The 17,381-nt window shown below is 72.2% G+C and carries 8 protein-coding genes; 2 read left to right on the top strand and 6 right to left on the bottom strand.

Annotated elements, in window-relative coordinates; genetic code table 11:
- Both Q8A52_RS47820 and Q8A52_RS47815 read left to right on the top strand, forming a co-directional pair.
- On the top strand, window positions 1–2,694 hold a 2,694-nt coding region (locus tag Q8A52_RS47820), incomplete at its 5' end, for a type I polyketide synthase (protein ID WP_316764905.1).
- A gap of 42 nt (window positions 2,695–2,736) precedes the next feature.
- Window positions 2,737–4,854: a condensation domain-containing protein gene (locus Q8A52_RS47815; protein ID WP_316764903.1), complete on the top strand. Its 2,118-nt coding sequence runs from the start codon at window positions 2,737–2,739 to the stop codon at window positions 4,852–4,854.
- A gap of 71 nt (window positions 4,855–4,925) precedes the next feature.
- Here the strand turns inward: Q8A52_RS47815 and Q8A52_RS47810 are convergent, their stop codons facing one another.
- From Q8A52_RS47810 to Q8A52_RS47785, 6 genes are all read right to left on the bottom strand, one after another.
- On the bottom strand, window positions 4,926–5,825 hold the full coding sequence (locus Q8A52_RS47810; protein WP_316764901.1) for a proline iminopeptidase-family hydrolase: 900 nt from the start codon (window positions 5,823–5,825) through the stop codon (window positions 4,926–4,928).
- Between the two features lie 188 nt (window positions 5,826–6,013).
- A complete protein-coding gene (locus Q8A52_RS47805) occupies window positions 6,014–6,751 on the bottom strand; it encodes an ABC transporter permease (protein WP_316764899.1) in 738 nt (245 codons plus the stop codon).
- Window positions 6,748–7,929, bottom strand: coding sequence for an ABC transporter ATP-binding protein (locus tag Q8A52_RS47800; RefSeq protein WP_316764896.1), 1,182 nt, complete (start codon window positions 7,927–7,929; stop codon window positions 6,748–6,750). The genes Q8A52_RS47805 and Q8A52_RS47800 overlap by 4 nt, the downstream gene beginning before the upstream one ends.
- A 1-nt stretch (window position 7,930) precedes the next feature.
- The gene (locus Q8A52_RS47795) at window positions 7,931–8,788 is read right to left on the bottom strand and encodes a hypothetical protein (protein ID WP_316764894.1); all 858 of its coding nucleotides are present in this window, start codon (window positions 8,786–8,788) and stop codon (window positions 7,931–7,933) included.
- 125 nt (window positions 8,789–8,913) lie between these two features.
- Window positions 8,914–11,934: a type I polyketide synthase gene (locus tag Q8A52_RS47790; RefSeq protein ID WP_456300758.1), complete on the bottom strand. Its 3,021-nt coding sequence runs from the start codon at window positions 11,932–11,934 to the stop codon at window positions 8,914–8,916.
- Window positions 11,935–12,012: 78 nt separating this feature from the next.
- Window positions 12,013–17,355 (bottom strand): SDR family NAD(P)-dependent oxidoreductase, encoded by a 5,343-nt coding sequence (locus tag Q8A52_RS47785; protein ID WP_316764890.1) that lies wholly within the window; start codon window positions 17,353–17,355, stop codon window positions 12,013–12,015.
- Between the last annotated feature and the right edge of the window lie 26 nt (window positions 17,356–17,381).

The following is a 17,381-nucleotide window of genomic DNA, read 5'->3' as shown; positions in this document are numbered from 1 at the left end:
CTCACCCGACTGCCCGCAGTCGACTGGACCACCTTCTTCGGCCCCGGCCGTCACCCCGTCGACCTCCCCACCTACGCCTTCCAGCACGGCACGTACTGGCTCGCCGCCACGGCCGCACGGGCCGGCAGCGCCTCGGAGTTCGGGCAGTCGGACGCCGAGCACCCGCTGCTGAGCGCGGCGGTCGAACTGCCCGACGGTGACGGCGTGTTGTTCACCGGTCGGCTGTCGCTGGCCGCCCAGCCGTGGCTGGCCGAGCACGCCGTGCACGGCACGGTGATCGTGCCCGGCGCCGCTCTGGTCGAGATCGCCGTACGCGCCGGAGACCAGGTCGGACGGGGAACCGTCCGCGACCTGACGCTGCACGCCCCGCTCGTCGTGCCGGAGACCGGCGCGGTCGCTCTCCGCGTCCGTGTGGGCGACGGTGACGAGCCCACCGTGACCGTCCACTCCCGCCCCGAAGGCGAGGAGACCTGGACCCTGCACGCCGAGGGTGCCCTCTCCACCGACAGCGTGGAACCCCCCACCGACCTCACCGCCTGGCCCCCGGCCGACGCCGAACCGATCGACACCACCACCCTGTACGACGACCTGGCCGCCATGGGCTTGCAGTACGGCCCGCTCTTCCAGGGCCTCACGACCGCCTGGCGCGCCGCCGACGACGGCACCGTCCACGCCGAGGTCGCCCTGCCCGAGGGCACCGATCCGGGTGCCTTTGCGCTGCACCCGGCGCTCCTGGATGCCGCGCTGCATGCCCTCACATATGCGGGTGCGGCGGAGAGCGCGGAGCTCCCCTTCTCCTGGAGCGACGTGGTGGTGCACGCCTCGGGGGCTACTGCCCTGCGGGTGCGTGTGACCGGCGAGGGTTCCGGCTACCGGCTCGATCTCGCCGACCGCACGGGCGCCCCCGTCGCCACGGTCACCGGTCTCGCGCTGCGGCCGCTGGCACCGGTCGACGACGCAGCCGCGCCTCGTGATCTGTACCGGGTGGACTGGGTCCCGGTGACCGCCGAGGCGGCCGAGCCCACCGCCGCCTACACAGTGCTCCGCGCCGCCACGGCCGCCGAGCTGCTCCCTCAGCTGCAGGCCCACCTCGACGGCGAGCAGACCCTGCTCATCCACACCACCGACGCGGCCACCGACCCCGAGCAGTCCGCCATCCGCGGCCTGACCCGGGCCGCCCAGGCCGAACACCCCGACCGCATCGTCCTCATCGACACCCAGGACCTGCCCGGACACATCCCGGCCGGTGAGCCGGAACTCGCCCACCACGACAGCCGGTTCCACGCACCCCGACTGGCCCGCGAGACGGCCGCCGCCGCCACCGGCACCTGGCCCGCCACCGGCACCACCCTGATCACCGGAGGCACCGGAGGCCTCGGCGCACTCACCGCACGCCACCTCGTCACCACCCACGGCGTGCGCAGCATCCTGCTCACCAGCCGACGCGGCACCGGAGCCCCCGGCGCCACCGAACTCGCTCTCGAACTCAAGGAGTTGGGAGCGGAGAGCGTAGCGGTCGAGGCGTGTGACGTCTCCGACCGGGAGGCTGTGGCTCGTCTGCTCGCCGACCACCCGGACATCACGGCGGTCGTCCACACCGCGGGTGTGCTCGACGACTCGACCGTCGAGCACCTCACCGTGGAGAGTCTGGCCAGGGTCTGGGCGCCCAAGGTCGACGCGGCGCGGCATCTGGACGAGTTGACGGCCGGGCACGACATCGGGGCCTTCGTCCTCTACTCCTCCACCGCCGCCACTTTCGACGGTGCCGGGCAGGCCAACTACGCGGCTGCCAATGCGTACTTGGACGGTCTTGCCGCGCGACGGCGGGCCCAGGGGCTGCCGGGTGTCTCGCTGGCGTGGGGCCTGTGGGCACCGGAGGTCGGCGGCATGGGCGCCGGGCTGAGCGCGGCCGATGTGGAGCGGGTTGCCCGGACCGGACCGCGGGCGCTGGGACGTGAAGCCGGGCTCGCGCTGCTGGACGCAGCGCTCGGGAGCGGGCGCGCGCATCTGCTGCCGGTGCCGTTCGACACGGGCGCCCTGGAGCGGCGGGCCCGGGACGGGGGGCTGCCGGCGATGCTGCGGGAGCTCGTCCGAGTCCCGGGTGCCCGGCGCCGTGGTGCGGCGACGGGGGCACAGGGCGCCGAGGCGCTCAAGGAGCGGCTGCTGCGGCTGCCCGCGGTCGAACGGACTCCGTACGTCCTGGAGTTGGTGCGGGCTCGGGTTGCCGCGGTGCTGGGGCATGCGTCGGGGGACGCGGTCGATCCGGAGCGCGGCTTCGGCGGGCTCGGGTTCGACTCGCTGGCGGCGGTGGAGCTGCGCAACCAGCTTGCTCCGCTGACCGGGTTGCGGCTGCCCGCGACGCTGACCTTCGACTACCCCACCTCGCGGGCGCTCGCCGAGTACGTGCGCGAGCAGCTCGTGCCGGACGAGACCGGGCCGGCGGCGCTGCGCGCCGTGGAGGGCGAACTCGCCCTTCTGGAAACGAAGTTGGTGGGTGTGGTCGGACCCGATGGACTGGACGCGGGCGATCACGCGCGGGTGGCCCAGACGCTGCGCACCCTCGCGGCGCGCTGGTCCGAGCTGAACTCCCCCCGAGGCGCCGCGGAGCCTGCCGCCGACGAGCTGGCGGACGCCGACGCCGAGCAGATCTTCGACATTCTCGACGGCGAGTTCGAGGGCATCGATATCGACTGACGTCAGCCCGATCGGGCTGTTACTGCGATGAGGAGCACCGTCATGGCCACACGCAAGGAGACCGACCTGTGGCTGCTGGAGCGGCTCGTGCCAGGGGCCGGAGTCAACAATCTGTCCGTCACGTTCGATGTCGACGGGGTCATCGAACCCGCATGCCTGTCCAGGGCTTTGACGCTCGTGGTGCGCAGGCAAGAAGTGCTGCGGACCGTCTTCAGGGCCTCGGAGACCGAGCTCGCCAAGAGTGTCCTCGCGCCCGAGGCGGTGGCGCTGCCGGTGTCCGCCGTGCCGGTGGGCGCGGGTGACGTACAGGCCGCCGTGGAGGAGTTCCTGGGGGCGCCGTTCGCGCTCGACGGCTCGCTGCTGCTGCGGGGGGCGGTGTTCACGTCGGACGGTGGCGGCTGCACGGTGAGTGTCGCGCTGCACCATCTGGTGTTCGACGCGATGTCCACCGTGTCCTTCCTCGGCGAGCTGCTGCACGCGCTCCAGGATCCGGACGGCTACGACACGACGCCCGTGCCGGCTGCCGTGGAGCCCGAACCCTCCGAGGAGAGCCTGGAGTTCTGGCGGGATCAGCTGCACGGCTACCGCGCCGGCGACGGGGGTGGCCTGTGGTTCGGCAACCCGCCGTCCGACACACCGGAGCTCACCGGAGAGAGCACCTGGTACACGTTGTCGCGTCCGGCGCACGAGGTGGTGCGGCGGCTGTGCCGTGAACTGCGCGCGCCGGAGGCAGTGATCCTGCTGTCGGCGTACTGTCTGCTGCTGTCGCGGCACGGCGCGGGGCGGGACCTGGTCGTCGGCTCGCCGGTGAGCGTACGGCCCGCCGGGCACGAGTCGGCGATCGGCTACCACGTGAACGTGCTGCCGCTGCGGGTGCGGATCGATCCGGCCAAGCCCTTCAAGCGCCTGGTGAACCGGGTGCGTTCGGTGTTCCTGGAGGGGATCGGGCACAGTGGGGTGCCGGCCGAGCTGGTGCTCGACGAGGTGCGGGACGCGGACACCGGCGCGGGCTGGCGCAACTCACTGTGCACTCATCTGTTCAACTACGTGCCCGGCGGCACGTCCGGTGACCTCGCGGTCGGCGGGTTCCCGGCGCGGATGCGGGACGTGGAGAACGGCTTCAGCAAGTTCGACCTGGAGTTCTTCTTCATGCCCGGGGCCGCCCCGGAGCCCGGCGACGAGGAGGAGCTGCGCATCCGTGCCGTGTTCCGCACCCAGGTGTTCTCGCCGGCCGAGGTGGGTCTGCTGCTCGCCCGCTACGATGCGCTCCTGGTCCGGCTCGGTGACGAACTGGCCAGTCCGGTGGGCGAGTTGTCGGTGTGGAGCGATGCCGACCGGGCCGCGGTCGCCGGTGGTCACCGGCACGGGCTGCCGACCGCGGTGCCCCTCTCCCCCGCGGTCGCGCAGCTCTCGTCGTACGCGCCGGGCCAGTGGTCGGCCGTACGGGCCCTGGTGGCCGCGCCCGACGGCGGGGAGCTGCCGGTGCGGGTGCGCGGCGAGCTGTGCCTCGCGGAGGCGGACGGGACGGTGCGGCGCACCGGGGAGCTGGCGCGCTGGCTGCCGGACGGGCGTCTTGAGCTGCTGGGCCGGCTCGACCGGCAGGTGACGGTCCAGGGGGTCGCCTTCGGGCTCGACGAGATCGACGCGGTGCTGCTGGCGCACGCCGAGGTGGCGGATGCGGCGAGTGTGTCGGTGGCGGGGCGTGTGGTGTCGTTCGTGGCGCCCACGGGCGGCGGCCCGGCCGAGGGACTGGCCGAACGGCTGCTGAAGCAGATACGCGTGTCCCTGCCGGCGGCGGCCGAGCCGGACCGGGTGATCGTGGTGGACGCGCTGCCGTCGGTGGGCGGGCGGCCCGACCTGGAGGGGCTGCGGTTGCGGGCGGAGGCCCTGACCGGGCGGGAGCGGGTCGCCGCGAGCGGCATCGACACGGACGAGCTGACCGATCAGCTCATCGCCCTGTGGCGGGAGTTCCTCAAGCGCGAGGACCTGAAGGCCGGCTCCGGGTTCTTCTCCCACGGCGGGCACTCACTCCTGGGCGTGCAGCTGCTGCAGCGCATCAAGCGGACGACGGACGTGAAGGTACGCATTCGCCTCGCTGACCTCTTCGCCCATCCGACGCCGCGGGCCCTGGCGGGGTTCATCGCGGAGAAGTCGGAGTAGGCCGCCCCTCCGGCCGAGTAGCGAAGAAGGGGGGACCGGGCGAGGCCCGGTCCCCCCTTCTTCCTTCGCGCTCAGCCCACCTCCGCCAGCCACTCCCGCATGACCGTCTCGAAGCGCTCCGGCTCCTCGACGTGGGGCATGTGGCTGGAGTCCTCGAAGAGTTCCCAGCGGGCCTGGGGGATGTGGTCCAGGAAGGGACGGATCGTGGCCTCGGTCGCCTCGTCGTGGGCGCCGGTGATGATCAGGGTGGGGACGGCGATCGCGGGGAGGCGGTCGATGACGCTCCAGTCCTTGAGGGTGCCGATGACATGGAAGTCGGCGGGGCCGTTCATGGTGCCGTAGACGGTGGGGTCGCTCTGCAGGGCGAGGAGTGTGGTGGCGACCTCGGGGGGCAGCGGGCGGGCCCGGCACAGGTGGCGTTCGTAGAAGGCGAGGACGGCGCGCTGGTAGTCGGGGTGGGCGTAGTCGCCGGTGGCCTCGTGGCGACGCAGCGTGTCGCGGACGTCGGCCGGCAGTTCGCCCTTGAGGCGCTCGCACTCCGCGCGCCACAGTGGCATGGCGGCGGGCGAGTTGGCGATGACGAGGCCGCGCAGTCCGGCCGGGCGCCGCACGGCGTGCTCCGCGCCGAGCATGCCGCCCCAGGACTGGCCGAAGAGGAGATAGTCGTCGGCGATGTCCAAGTGGGCCAGGAGCGCGTCGAGTTCGGCCAGGAACAGGTCCACGGTCCAGAAGTCGGCGCCCTTGTCGGGCAGCCGGGTGGACTGGCCGTTGCCGAGCTGGTCGTAGTGGATGACCGGCCGTCCGTCGGAGGCAAGCGCGGTCAGGCTCAGCAGATAGTCGTGGACGGAGCCGGGGCCGCCGTGGGCGACGACAAGGGGGGTACGGCCGCTGTGCAGGTCTCCGGTGACGCGGTACCAGGTGTGGTGGCCGCGGAAGGGGACGACTCCCTTGCGGCTGGGGGCCAGGAACATATGGGTCCCTCTCGGTCGGGTTCGGGGCAGGACAGGTGGACGGCTGGACGACGGGACAGGTGGACGGCTGGAGGGCTGGACATGCGAGTGGGCGCCGACCTTCTCGGCCGGCGCCCACCGCGTCTTCGTATCGCTGAGACTCATACGCCTGAGGCTCGTACGACTGAGCCTCGTACGGCCGAGACCGCTCAGGCCCGGGCCGCCTCGCGCCGGTAGCTCAGGACCACCGCGCCGGAGAACACCAGCGTCCACGCGGCCAGCACCGCCGCCCCGACCAGGGCCCGGGTGTCGTGCAGCAGGGCACCGTGGCCGATGTCGGCGAGCCAGTAGCTGGGCATGACCTTGATGATGTTGACCAGCCAGTCGGGGAACCCGGTGGTCGGCAGGAGCAGACCGCCGAGGAAGCCGAAGAGGATGATCAGGCCCTGGAGATACATCTGCTGCTGCTCGGGCGCCACGTACAGGCCGATGACCAGGCCGAGCACGGCACACGGCAGCGCGGCGATCCAGATGCCGAGCGTGATCTGCAGCCAGCCGCTCGCCGACAGGTGCACGTCCTGGACGAGCCAGCCGAACAGGGCCACGAAGGCCGGGCCGGGCAGCGCGACGACCATCGCCACGAACACCTTGGTCAGCAGGTAGGTGCGCGGCAGCAGCGGGGTCAGCCGCAGCTGCCGGTGCCAGCCGATCTGCCGCTCGTGGGCGACCCGTGCGGTGGTGTGCATGGAGGAGGTGAACGCGCTGTAGGCGGCCAGGCTGCACATCAGCCAGGCGCTGTAGGTGATGCCGTGGGAGTGCGGGATGGTCTGCTTCTTGTAGAGCATGCACTCCAGCAGGTACATCACGACGGGCACGACGAACGCGAAGACGATGAAGCGCGGTCCGCGCAGCATCCGCTTGATCTCGATGGCCAGGTAGCCGGTCATGCGGCCTCGTCCTCCGTGTTCTGCGTGTCGTCCTGGGAGGCGTCGTCGTCGGAGGTCAGCGTGAGGAACGCCTCCTCCAGGCCGGTGGCGCTGATCTCGATGTCATGGGCGTCGGTGTACTTCGCCACCAGGGCGCGCACGGCGGCGTCGGAGTCGTCGCAGTGCAGCTCGGCCTGGCCGAGGCGGATACTGGCCGCGGTGACACCGGGCAGCTTCTTCAGCTCGTCGGCGGTCGCCCCCGGTACGGCGGCGCGCAGCAGACGGCCGGCGGTCAGGGCGCGGATCTCGGCGACGGTGCCGTCGGCGGCGATCTGCCCCGCGCGCATCAGGACGACGCGGTCGGCGAACTCCTCCGCCTCGTCGAGGTAGTGCGTGGCGAAGACGACGGTGCGGCCGGTGTCGGTGAACTTCCGCATGGATTCCCAGAACTTGCGGCGGCTGCCCACGTCCATCGCCGAGGTCGGCTCGTCGAGGATGAGCAGCTGCGGGTTGCCGACCAGGGCGCAGGCGAACCGGGCGCGCTGGCGCTGGCCGCCGGAGAGCTTGGTGCCGCGCCGGTCGACGATGTCCTCGATGTTGGCTCGGCGCAGGACCTCGTCCATGGGCAGCGGGTCCTTGTACAGCGAGGAGATCATGCCGAGGGTCTCGCGGACGCTCAGGTCGTCGATGAGCGAGCCCTCCTGCAGGACGGCGCTCGCCAGGCCCTCGCGTACGGCGACGTACGGGACCTTGCCGAAGACGGTGATGCTGCCCGCGGTCGGCTTGGCCAGGCCGAGGATCATGTCGACGGTGGTGGACTTGCCGGCTCCGTTGGGGCCGAGCAGGGCGACCACCTCACCGGGCGCGATGGTCAGGTCGAGTCCTCGGACGGCCTTGACGTCGCCGTAGTCCTTGCGCAGTCCTGTGATGCGCAGGGCGGGCTCGGGGGCGGCGTGCCGGGGGCCCTTCACGGCGGCCGGCTTCTTGTCCTGCTCCGGCGCCTTGTCCTGCTCCGGCGCCTTCTCGCTCTCCGACGTGTTCTTGCTTTCCGGCGTCTTCCTGCTTTCCGGCTTCTTCCTGCTTCGGGCCTTCTTCTTGTCCGGCTTCGGTGCTGCGCTCGGGGTCGGGGAAGGGGACGCGGCCGTGACGGTGGTGCCTCCCTCGTCCCTTGCGGTCCTGGTATCTGGGGTCGTCGTCATGTCACATCCGGATCTGTCGGGAGAGGTCCTGCGGGGACAGCAGCGCGTCCAGGGCCTTCGCGGCGTCCTCGTCGCGCAGCAGGTTCATGTGCTCGCTGCCGAACCGGATTTCCCCCGCCACGACACGGGCCGCGGTCTCGGGGTCGGTCGAGCGGAGCCGGTTGAGCCCGCTGAGCGGGCTCGCCGAGGTGAAGGCGACCGCCTTGTGCCAGTTCTCCATGGAGTCGAAATCGCCCGCGGCGACGACATAGGCGACGAAAGCGGTGAAGGACTCGGTGAATTCGGTACGGCTCTCCTCGTCGAGGTCGAGCTGGTCGAACGCGGGTTCACTCACGCCACGGAAAAGCCGGACCAGTTCGGTACCGAGCACCCGAATGTCGTCGGTGCTTTCCAGGACGTGGTGCCCCTCGGTGTTGGCGGCAGAGATCGGTTCGGGTCCCACGATGGATTCGAAGAGGCTCAGGGACATGTGGAACTGCCAGTAAAGACCGAGCGGGTTGGCGAGTTCCGGGTCGAACAGAATGAGCTGCGGGGCGCTTTCCTGCCATTGTGTGAGGCGTTCGGCCAGGGCGGCCGCATACACGGAGCCGGCGCAGAAGCCGAGGACCGCGCCGACCGGCCGCCCGCTCTCGCGCACGGAGTCGAACCAGCGGTCCAGATACTCCTGGCCACCGGGCCCAACGTCGGTGGCGATGGCCTGAGGCATCGTCTCCCAGACATTGTGGCGGCCCGCCGCGGTGAGCGAGAAGAGATCGGAGAAGCGGGCGTCGGGACGGCCGGTGGCGGTGAAGTCGACGGCGAGCACCAGTTCCTCCCGGCTGCTGCCGCCGATTTTCAGCCACACGTCGTTGTTTTCCACCGGCTGCCCCTTCCTGACTGCTCTGTCGCGTTCTCGACTTGGCATCCCGCCGGTTTTGCCGGGTGCACTCGATGCTAGAAGTGGCCATGGCGGGTGAGAGCCCCTATGGCCACCCCTAGCGCCCCCTACCGGGTGGCGTCCGCCGAGCCCTCCGCCAGTACGTCCTCGAGTTCTTCCGCCAAGTACTCGACGAGTTCTTCCGGGGTTCCGTATTCGTAGATCACGGCGGCGGGCAGTTTCAGGCCGAGCGCCGCGGTGAGCCGATCACGGAATTCCACCGCGAGCAGCGAGGTGAATCCGAGATCGAGGAAATCGCTGTCCGGTTCGATGGCGTCGTCGGCTCCGGTGTGCCCGAGCACTCCGGCGGTGACCTCGCGCACCAGCTCGCCGAGCAGCGCTGCACGGCCCGCTTCATCGGCGGACCTCAGCTCCGCCAGCCGTGCCTCGCGATCGTCCGGCTCGGGCTCCGGCAGCGCCGCCTCCCCCACGCTCGCACTGCCGCCGGTCCGTCCCGCGGAGGCCAGCCAGTAGTGCTGGTGCTGGAAGGCGTAGGTGGGGAGGTCGACGGGGTGACGGCCGGGGCCGAAGAAGGTGGTCCAGTCGACTGCGGGCAGTCGGGTGAGGGCTTCTACCAGGGCCTGGGGCTCGGTGCGGTCGCGGCGCAGGGTGGGCAGAGCGCGCGGGTCGGCGACCATCGCGGTCAGCACGGCGTCCGGGCCGAGCTCCAGGAACGTACCGATGCCCTGCCCGTCCAGCGTCGCCACGGCGTCGGCGAAACGGACCGCCTCACGGACATGCCGGACCCAGTACGACGGCTGGGACAGCTCCTCGTACGACACCTGCCCGCCCGTCAGCGTGGAGACGATCGGTATCGCAGGCTCGGAGTAGGTGAGTTGGGCGGCGACCTGCTCGAACTCGGCGAGCATCGGCTCCATCAGCGGCGAGTGGAAAGCGTGGCTGACGGCCAGCTTCTTCGTCTTGCGACCCTGGCCGTCGAAGTGCCGAACCACCTCGTCGACGCCCGCCTCCGGGCCGGAGACGACCACGGCGGACGGTCCGTTGACCGCGGCGATACCGGTGCCTGCGGGGAGAACGGGCAGGACTTCGTCCTCGGTGGCCTGAACGGCGGCCATCGCACCCCCGGCCGGCAACTGCTGCATCAGACGGCCACGAGCGGCCACCAGCCTCGCCGCGTCCTCCAGCGACCACAGCCCGGCCACATGCGCCGCCGCCAGCTCACCGATCGAATGCCCGGCCAACGCATCCGGCCGCACACCCCAGGCCTCCAGCAGCCGGAACAGCGCAACCTCCAGAGCGAACAGAGCAGGCTGGGTGTAACCCGTCTTGTCGAGGCCCTCCCCGCCGAACATCACGTCCTTCAGCGGCCGTTCGAGGTGCACATCCAGAGCCGCACACACCTCGTCCAGCGCGGCCGCGAACACCGGGAACGCCTCATACAGCTCCCGGCCCATCCCAGCCCGCTGACTCCCCTGCCCCGTGAACAGGAACGCCACCGAACCCCCGGCCACCGCAGGCGACACACCCCCGCCGGCAACAGCCTCCAGCCCGGCCAGCAACCCCTCCCGGTCCCTCGCCGCGGCACCCGCCCGATACGCGAACGAGGCACGGCGCGTGGCCAGCGAGAAGCCCACGTCGGCCGCATTCAACTCCGGCTGTGAGCGGGCGAATTCGAGGAGTCGCGCCGCCTGTGCACGTACCGCCGCCGCGGTCTTGCCGGAGACGGTCCAGGGGACGACCGGCGGCCCGGCGGCTTCCACGGTCTCCGTCGGCTCCCCGGCGGGCGCTTCTTCGACGATGACGTGGACATTCGTGCCGCTGATGCCGAACGCGGACACGGCGGCCCGGCGCGGGCGGTCGGCGGCGGGCCAGGGGCGGTTCTCGGTGAGGAGTTCCACGGCACCGGCCGACCAGTCGACGTGCGGGGTCGGGGCGTCGATGTGCAGCGAGCGCGGCAGCACGCCCGCGCGCAGCGCCTGCACCATCTTGATGACGCCGGCCGCGCCCGCCGCCGCCTGGGTGTGGCCCAGGTTGGACTTGACCGAGCCCAGCCACAGGGGCTCTTTCCGGTTCTGTCCGTAGGTCGCGAGCAGCGCCTGCGCCTCGATCGGGTCGCCGAGGACCGTGCCGGTGCCGTGTGCCTCGACGGCGTCGACCTCGTCGGTGGACAGGCCCGCGGCGGCGAGGGCGTCGAGGACGACCTGTTGCTGGGAGGGGCCGCTGGGTGCGGTGAGGCCGTTGCTCGCGCCGTCCTGGTTGATGGCCGAGCCGCGAACGACGGCCAGCACGCGGTGGCCGTTGCGGCGGGCGTCGGAGAGGCGTTCCAGGAGGAGCACACCCACGCCCTCCGACCAGCCGGTGCCGTCGGCGGCCTCGGCGAACGGCTTGCACCGGCCGTCGGGCGCGAGCCCGCGCTGCCTGCTGAAGTCGATGAAGGTGTCCGGGGTGGCCATGACCGTGACACCGCCCGCGAGGGCGAGGGAGCACTCCCCCGCCCGCAGCGCCTGCGCCGCCAGGTGCAGGGTGACCAGCGAGGACGAGCAGGCGGTGTCGACGGTGACGGCGGGGCCGGTCAGCCCGAGGGCGTAGGCGATCCGGCCGGACAGCACGCTGCCCGCCGTGCCGGTGCCGAGGAAGCCCTCGACGCCCTCGGGCAGGGCGGCGCGGTCCGAGCCGTAGTCGTGGTACATGACGCCCGCGTACACACCGGTACGGGTGCCGCGCGCGGCGGCCGGGTCGATGCCCGCGTGTTCGAAGGCCTCCCAGGACGTCTCCAGCAGGAGCCGCTGCTGCGGGTCCATGGCGAGCGCCTCGCGGGGGCTGATCCCGAAGAACGCGGCGTCGAACTCGCCTGCCGCGTCGAGGAATCCGCCTTCCTTGGCGTAGCTCTTGCCGAGGGCGCCCGGGTCGGGGTCGTAGAGGTTGTCGGTGTCCCAGCCACGGTCGTCGGGGAAGCCGCGCATGCCGTCGCCGCCGCGGGCGACGAGCCGCCACAGGTCGTCGGGCGAGGCGATGCCGCCGGGGTAGCGGCAGGCCATGCCGACGATCGCGACGGGCTCGCGGGCGCGGGACTCCAGGTCCTCGATGCGCCGACGGGCCTGCATCAGGTCGGCGGTGGCCTTCTTCAGGTAGTCCCGCAGCTTCTGCTCGCGGTCGCCGGATGCTCCCTTTGCCGCGGTGGGTCCAGTGGTTGCTGCCATGGTCGTTCAGCTCCCGGTCTCGCCGTCGAGGAGGGCGAAGAGTTCGTCGTCGGATGCCGCTGCCAGGTCGTCGGCGGCCACCTGCGCTTCCGGCTGCGGGTCCGTGTCCTGCCAGCGGGCCAGGAGGGCCTGCAGCCGTACGGTGATCCGGGTCCGGGTCAGCTGGTCCAGCTCCTGTGTCCCGATGAGGGGTTCGAGGTGGTCGAGGCCGCGCAGCAGGGCGGTGGCGGGGTCGTCGTCCGCGGGTGCCAGTTCCTTCAGCAGGTGGGCGGCGAGTTCATGCGGGGTGGGATAGTCGAAGACGAGCGTGGCGGGGAGCCGTACGCCGGTCTCGGCGGCGAGCGCGTTGCGGAACTCGACTGCCGTGAGCGAGTCGAAACCGAAGTCCTTGAAGGGCTTCTCGGCCTCGACGGTCTGGCCCTCGCCGAAGCCGAGGACGGTGCGCACGTGCCGGCGGACCAGGTCGAGCACGAGTGACGCCCGCTCCTCCCGGTCGCCGGTCGCGGCGAGCCGGTCGCGCAGTCCGGTACCGCCGGCCGCCGCGCCGCCCGCGGCGGTACGGCGGGCGGGGACGCGGACGAGCGAGCGCAGCAGGCCCGGGACGCCGCCGCTGAGGGACCGGGCGAGCGCGGGCACATCGAGGCGTACGGCCACGGTGAGCGCGTCCGCCGCCGCGACGGCCGAGTCGAGGAGGGCAAGGCCCTGTTCCGCGCCGAGCGGCCGTACGCCGGTACGAGCCATCCGTTCCAGGTCGGCATCGGTGAGCTCGGAACCCATGCCGCCGGTGGCCGGGTCCCACAGGCCCCAGGCCAGGGACACCGCGGGCTGCCCGTGGGCGCGCCGGTGCGCGGCGAGCGCGTCCAGGTAGGCGTTGGCGGCCGCGTAGTTGGCCTGTCCGCCGCCGCCCAGCACGCCGGCCGCCGACGAGAAGAGCACGAACGCGTCGAGATTCCCGGTGAGTTCGTGCAGATGGCGGGCGGCCTCCGCCTTGGGGGCGAGGACGCGGTGCAGCTGGGCCGGGGTGAGCCGTCCCAGGGTCGCGTCGTCGACCACGCCGGCCGTGTGCACGACCGCGGTGATGCCGGGGTGGGCGGCGAGCAGCGCGGCGAGCGCGTCCCGGTCGGCGACGTCGCAGGCGGCGAGGGTGACCTCGGCGCCCGACTCCCGTAGCTCCGTGGCGAGTTCGGCGGCGCCGGGGGCGTCGGGGCCGCGACGGCCGACGAGGACCAGGTCCCGTACGCCGTGCTCGGTGACCAGATGGCGGGCGACCAGGGCACCCAGGCCGCCGGTGCCGCCGGTGACCAGGACGGTGCCGGTGGTGGGCCAGACCGGTTCCGGCCCGGCCGCCGCCGTCGAGCGGCGGACCAGCCGGGGCGCGAGCAACGTGCCGCCGCGCAGGGCGAGTTCGTCCTCGTCGGAGCCGAGGACGGAGGCGGCCGGTGCGTCACTGTCGACGTCGATGAGCAGCAGACGGCCCGGGTATTCCGTCCGGGCCGCCCTGACGAGTCCGGTGACGGCGGCCTGGCCCAGGTCGGTGACGTCCTCTCCGGGCGCGGTGGCCACGGCACCCCGGGTGACGACGAGCAGCCGCTCCTCCGGTGCGGCACGCTCCAGCCACTCCTGGAGCGCCGCGAGGACGACGGTCGCGCCCTCGGTGGGCGAGGTCGCGGCCGGGGCGGTCAGCGCGGACCAGCCGACCACGGGCAGCGCCTCCGCGCGGCCGGGCTCGGGCAGCGGCAGCGGCTTCTCGGCTCCGGTGTGCGGCAGTCCCTCGACGACGGTCCAGTCGACGCCGTACTCCGCGTCGCCCGCACCCGCCGCGCCCGCTCCGGCCGCCACCGGCACGGGCCTGAGGGCGAGCGTCCCGACGGACAGCACCGGCCGGCCCTCGGCATCGGCAGCATCGAGAGTGACGGCACCGGGCGTGGTGGCGGCGACCCGGACGCGCAGGGCGCGGGCACCTGTGGCGTGCAGAGTGACGTCGGACCAGGAGAACGGCAGCCAGGCCGAGCCGGGTTCGGGCGCCGGCAGCAGTTCCCCCGCGGCCACGGAGTGCAGGGCAGCGTCGAGGAGCGCGGGGTGGATGCCGTACCCGTCGGTCTCGGCGTCCTCGGGCAACGTGACCTCGGCGCACACCGTGTCCCCGTCGCGCCAGGCACTCGTGAGGCCCTGGAAGAGGGGGCCGTATTCGAGGCCCAGGGCGGCGAGTCCGGCGTAGAGGTGCTCGGTGTCGATGGGCTGCGCGGCCGCGGGCGGCCAGGCGACGGCACCGGGGCCCGGTTCGGACCCGGCCGCCGAGAGAAAACCCTCGGCGTGCAGGGTCCAGACCCCCGCCTCGCCGTCGGGGCGGGAGTGGAGGGTGACGGCGGGTTCGTCACCCTCGCCGACGCGCACGCGCAGGGCGACCGCACCGCCCTGCGGCACGACGAGCGGGGCGTGCAGCGTCAGGTCGCGGACGGTGCCGCGGCCGACCTGGTCTCCGGCGCGTACGGCGATCTCCACGAGTGCGGCTCCGGGCACGATCACCGTGCCGTTCACCGCGTGCTCGGCCAGCCACGGGTGCGTGGCCAGGGACAGCCGACCGGTGAACAACGCCCCTTCGGAGTCGGGAAGTTCCACCGTCGCCCCCAGGAGCGGGTGCTCACCCGCCGCGAGCCCGAAGTCGCCGGGCTCCCCCGAGGCCACCGAGTTGCTGCGGAACCAGTAAGGACGGTGCTGGAAGGCGTAGGTGGGGAGGTCGACGGGGTGACGGCCGGGGCCGAAGAAGGTGGTCCAGTCGACTGCGGGCAGTCGGGTGAGGGCTTCTACCAGGGCCTGGGGCTCGGTGCGGTCGCGGCGCAGAGTGGGCAGAGCGCGCGGGTCGGCGACCATCGCGGTCAGCACCGCGTCCGGGCCGAGCTCCAGGAACGTACCGATGCCCTGCCCGTCCAGCGTCGCCACGGCCTCGGCGAAACGGACGGCCTCGCGGACGTGGCGGACCCAGTACGACGCCTGGGACAGCTCCTCGTACGACACCTGCGCGCCGGTCAGGGTCGACACGATCGGGAACTTGGTCTTGCTGTAGGTGAGCTGGGCGGCGATGCGCTCGAACTCGGCGAGCATCGGCTCCATCAGCGGGGAGTGGAAGGCGTGGCTGACGGCCAGCCGCTTGGTCTTGCGACCCTGGCCGTCGAAGTGCCGTACGACCTCGTCCACGCCTGCCTCCGGGCCGGAGACGACCACGGCGGACGGTCCGTTGACCGCGGCGATCCCGGTGCCTGCAGGGAGAACGGACAGGACTTCGTCCTCCGTGGCCTGAACGGCGGCCATCGCACCCCCGGCCGGCAACTGCTGCATCAGACGTCCGCGCGCGGCCACCAGCCTCGCCGCGTCCTCCAGCGACCACAGCCCGGCCACATGCACGGCGGCCAGCTCACCGATCGAATGCCCGGCCAACGCATCCGGCCGCACACCCCACGCCTCGAGCAGCCGGAACAGCGCAACCTCCAGAGCGAACAGAGCAGGCTGCGTGTAACCCGTCTCGTCGAGGCCCTCCCCGCCGAACATCACGTCCTTCAGCGGCCGTTCGAGGTGCACATCCAGAGCCGCGCACACCTCGTCCAGCACGCCCGCGAACACCGGGAACGCCTCATACAGCTCACGCCCCATCCCAGCCCGCTGACTCCCCTGCCCCGTGAACAGGAACGCCAACGGCCCCCGACCGCCACCCGGCAAGGGCACACCCCCGGCGATCGCCTCCAGCCCGGCCAGCATCCCGTCCCGGTCGGCAGCGACGGCACCGGCCCGGTACGCGAACGCCGACCGCCGGGTCACGAGGGAGAAGCCCACGTCGGCCACGTTCAACTCGGGTTTGCTGCGGGCGAATTCGAGCAGCCGGAAAGCCTGCTCACGTACGGCGTCCTCGCCGGTCCCTGAGACGATCCACGGTACGACCGGCGGAGCGGACGCCTCCGCAATCGCCTCGGCAGCCTCCTCGGCCGGGGCCTCCTCCACGATCACGTGGGCGTTGGTGCCGCTGATGCCGAAGGACGAGACACCCGCCCGCCGCACCCGTTCCCCGGCCTGCTTCCAGGGCCTGGCTTCGGTCAGCAGTTCGACCGCTCCCGCCGACCAGTCCACGTGCGAGGTCGGGTTGTCCACGCCGAGGGTGGTCGGCAGACGTTCGTGGTGGAGGGCGAGCACCATCTTGATGACGCCCGCCATTCCGGCCGCGCCCTGGGTGTGGCCGAGGTTGGACTTGATCGAGCCGAGCCACAGCGGTTCTTCACGATCCTTGCCGTACGTCGCGAGCAGCGCCTGCGCCTCGATCGGGTCGCCCAGCCGGGTCCCCGTACCGTGCGCCTCCACCGCGTCGACCTGTTGCGGGGTGAGGCGCGCGGACGCCAGGGCCTGCTTGATGACTCGCTGTTGGGAGGGACCGTTGGGGGCGGTGAGGCCGTTGCTCGCGCCGTCCTGGTTGACTGCGGAGCCGCGTACGACCGCCAGCACCCGGTGTCCGTTGCGGCGCGCGTCCGACAGCCGTTCCAGGACGAGGACGCCGACGCCCTCCGAGAGCCCCGTACCGTCGGCCGCGTCGGCGAACGCCTTGCAGCGGCCGTCCCTGGAGAGCCCGTCGGCGCGGCTGAACTCCAGGAACGTACCGGCGGAGCCCATGACCGTGACGCCGCCCGCCAGGGCAAGGGTGCACTCACGGCCGCGCAGTGCCTGTGCCGCCAGGTGCACCGACACGAGGGACGAGGAGCACGCCGTGTCCACGGTGAGGGACGGGCCTTCGAGGCCGAGGGCGTAGGAGACGCGCCCGGACAGGACGCTCGCCGCGACGCCGGTCATCATGTGGCCCGCGATGGAGTCGGGCATCCGGGTCAGGCCGCGCAGATAGTCGTTGCTGCTGACGCCCGCGTAGACGGCGGTGCGGGTGCCGGCCAGGGTGTGCGGGTCGATGCCCGCGCGTTCCAGCGCCTCCCAGGAGGTCTCCAGGAGCACGCGCTGCTGCGGGTCCATGGCGAGCGCCTCACGGGGGCTGATGCCGAAGAACTCGGCGTCGAAGCCGGCGGCGTTCTGGAGGAACCCGGCGCGTCGGTCCGCGTCGCCGTGGCCGTCGCTGGCGGAGAGCTGGTCCAGGTTCCAGCCCCGGTCGCGGGGGAATGGGGCCATGCCGTCGCGGCCCGCGTCGAGCATGGCCCACAGGTCCTCGGGCGAGGCGACGCCGCCGGGGAACCGGCAGGCCATGCCGACGATCGCGATGGGCTCGTGTTCCCTCTCCTCGGCCTCGCGCAGCCGCCGACGGGTGTCGTGCAGGTCGGCTGCGACCCGCTTGAGCGTGTCGACCAGCTGTTTCTCGTCAGCCATTTTCTTCCCCTACTTCCCCTCTGATC

This window comes from Streptomyces herbicida (assembly GCF_032656585.1).
Lineage (GTDB): Bacteria > Actinomycetota > Actinomycetes > Streptomycetales > Streptomycetaceae > Streptomyces > Streptomyces herbicida.
This window is presented reverse-complemented; position numbering and strand designations above follow the sequence as displayed.

Coding starts and splice junctions, on each gene's coding strand:
- Q8A52_RS47815 (WP_316764903.1), top strand. CDS start 2,737: ATGGCCACACGCAAGGAGACCGACCTGTGGCTGCTGGAGCGGCTCGTG.
- Q8A52_RS47810 (WP_316764901.1), bottom strand. CDS start 5,825: ATGTTCCTGGCCCCCAGCCGCAAGGGAGTCGTCCCCTTCCGCGGCCAC.
- Q8A52_RS47805 (WP_316764899.1), bottom strand. CDS start 6,751: ATGACCGGCTACCTGGCCATCGAGATCAAGCGGATGCTGCGCGGACCG.
- Q8A52_RS47800 (WP_316764896.1), bottom strand. CDS start 7,929: ATGACGACGACCCCAGATACCAGGACCGCAAGGGACGAGGGAGGCACC.
- Q8A52_RS47785 (WP_316764890.1), bottom strand. CDS start 17,355: ATGGCTGACGAGAAACAGCTGGTCGACACGCTCAAGCGGGTCGCAGCC.